Genomic DNA, 2,826 nt, shown 5'->3' with positions numbered 1-2,826 from the left:
TTTTTGATTTTATCTAAGTCTTTTTATAACCAAAATAATTTACCCAAAGACTTAACCGATCAAGTTACACAGTTAATCCATCAAAGTCAGTGGCAAGTCAAACAAAGCGATGCGGATGAACGCCAAGCCAATACCTTGGCTTTGCAACGTCGAAATATTACGACCGTTCCTGAATTTAATCCACTTACACATCGACCAGTAACACATCCCCAACGTGCCAAAGTTGTGGGTCCTGCCGGTGAAGAAATCCATGTTGATGAATGGGGACGGATAAAAGTTCGTTTCCTATTTACCCGTTCCGATGATCATGGCCATGATGGCGGTGCAGGTGCGAATAATAATGACACAGACTCGGCTTGGGTCGATGTACTGACGCCTTGGGCCGGCGAAGGTTATGGCGCACGTTTCTTACCTCGAATTGGTGAAATAGTTGTCGTTGATTTCTTTGATGGCAACATTGACCGACCATTTGTCGTGGGTCGTATTCATGAAGCGCAGCGTAGTCCTACTAAATTTGACAATAAAGGACAATTACCAGATACCAAAAAGCTAGCAGGGATTCGTTCCAAAGAAGTGGCGGGAGAGGGATTTGGTCAATTACGCTTTGATGACACCACGGGACAAATTAGTACGCAGTTGCAAAGTAGCCATGGTGCGAGCCAACTGAACCTCGGTAAGCTCAGTCATCCTAAAGAAAAGGCTGAGAGTGAAAGTCGGGGTGAAGGTTTTGAGCTGCGGACCGATCAATGGGGGGCGGTTCGGGCTGGACAAGGTTTATTGGTGTCGACTTATAAACAGGAAAAGGCCAGTGGCGAACATTTAGATGCAGAGATTGCAAGAACACAGCTGGAGACGAGTCATAGTAATAGTAAGTCTTTAAGTGATATTGCAAAGCAACAAAAAACAGATGAAATCGAATCTGTTGAACAGCTAAAAGCTTTTGCCAGTGAAATAGAAAAAGATATCGCTAAATTTAAAAAAGCCATTCTTTTACTTAACTCAGTGGATGGTATTGCACTGAGTACACCAGAGGATATTCATTTATCAGCAACAGGCATGATCAACCAAATTGCCGGTGATAGCATTAACCTGAGTACGCAAAAAAATATTGTGGGCCAAGCACTGGGCAAAGTCAGTTTATTTGCAGCACAAGGTGGCATTAAAGCCGTAGCTGCACAAAGTAAAATTGAAATTCAAGCACAATCTGATGCTTTGGATATTTTGGCAAAAAAAGGAATTACGATTTCTTCTACTGAGGACAAAATAGAGATTAGCAGTCCGAAAGAGATTGTGATCACAGGAGCTTCTTCCCAAATTACTTTAAATGGCTCGGGAATTTTTGCTAAGACAGGCGGTAAATTTGAAGTAAATGCAGGGCAGCATCTATTTAAACCAGCATCGAGTGCTAGCAAGTCTGCACAACTTCCTGCTTCTAATCCGATGAAAGGGGCTTTAGAACTGCTTAAGAGCTATGGTGGTCAAGATTTCTTTAGCGGAACTGGATTTAAAGTGATTGATGCTTTGGGCAAGCAAGTTACAGGAAAATTAGACGGCAATGGCTTTGCTCAAGTAACGGGTATTGCACCAGGACCGGCTAAAGTTGAGTTTGACAAAGATCCTCGAAGTGCTTGGGATTCAGCGAGTCATTTTAAGCGTGACTATCAATGGGCAGAAAACGTTGTACCGGGAGCTTCAGACTTGATTCAGAATGCACTCGGGTCGTTGGGGCAAAATTTAACTTCACAGCTTAAAGATAACTTATTCAATTTAAATGCAGATTCTTTAAAAAATATAGGAAAAAATGCATTAAAAGATGTTGGTGGACAAGCGTTAAATCAATTTAAAGACCAAGTCAGCAACTCTGCACTATCTGCAATTTCATCGAAACTCAACTTTGGACTTTCTGCTTCACAAATGGCAAGTTTGGGTCAGGGTGCACAAGGCTTATCCAGCGTATTAGGTGGAAGTGGAATGAGTAACGGCATCGTTTCTGGGTCAACTGCTGCCGCAGTTCAGAACTCTCAAGCAACTATTGATAAGGATATTGTGGGTCGTAAAATTTCTTATTCTACACGCGCATTGACTTATACGGAAACCATTCGAGAAGGCTCTGCAACGCCTACGAATGTGACAGCTGCACCCGTGGCAGTGCCTAAAGTGCCTGAAATAAAAGTAGCGGAAGCTGCACCAGAAAAAGCGATACCTGTCCTTGCCAGTGACGATGATTGGGTGGACCGGAAACAATATTCAAGTCCTTACCTCACTTACAGTGAAACCACACGACCGAAAAAGAACAATGGTTAGCATTTGCTAAAGCTAGCGTCAAACACAGTTTTAAATATTTAGAATTTGAGTAATAGGTTTTTACATGACAACTGATCAAAATGTTCAAAAAGAACAACAGACAATAAATAAGCCAGCCGTAGAACTGGCAATTTTTAATTTAGAAAGTGTGACGCATACTGAAGATCATAAATTTATAGCCCATCAAATTCAGGATTATTTAAAAGCGTGTGGTAATACAAGTTTAGAGCAGTTAAAAGCCAAAGCAAATGTCCCTACTGTAGCCAATATTTTTGCACTTTCAGGTGCAGTGTTGGACTTACTATTATTTGCTACCGAGCAAGAACAGGGTGATGCTGCTGTGCAAAAATCTGCTTTGCTGAGCATGAACCTGATTGGCTTATATTTAGAGCCAAAAGCTGAAGCGCATGTACGTATGGCATTGCGTCCTTTGTTGGGGCTAATGGCTGAAAAGCTCTATCCAGAAAATGGCAAAATTCAAGAGGCCGATCTTCGCCGTATGTCTTTGCATCTGAATGCACA

At 41.9% G+C, this 2,826-nt stretch carries 2 protein-coding genes; both read left to right on the top strand.

Annotated features, from left to right (window positions below):
* On the top strand, window positions 1–2,304 hold a 2,304-nt coding region (locus FTU64_RS16150), incomplete at its 5' end, for a type VI secretion system Vgr family protein (RefSeq protein ID WP_180060300.1).
* Between the two features lie 64 nt (window positions 2,305–2,368).
* Window positions 2,369–2,826 (top strand): hypothetical protein (locus tag FTU64_RS16145; protein ID WP_180060298.1); only part of this gene is annotated, 458 nt, incomplete at its 3' end.

Origin of the sequence: Acinetobacter sp. YH12128, from assembly GCF_013418655.1 — a bacterium.
Lineage (GTDB): Bacteria > Pseudomonadota > Gammaproteobacteria > Pseudomonadales > Moraxellaceae > Acinetobacter > Acinetobacter amyesii.
The sequence above is the reverse complement of the archived record's forward strand: the minus strand, read 5'-3'. Positions and strand labels throughout refer to the sequence as shown.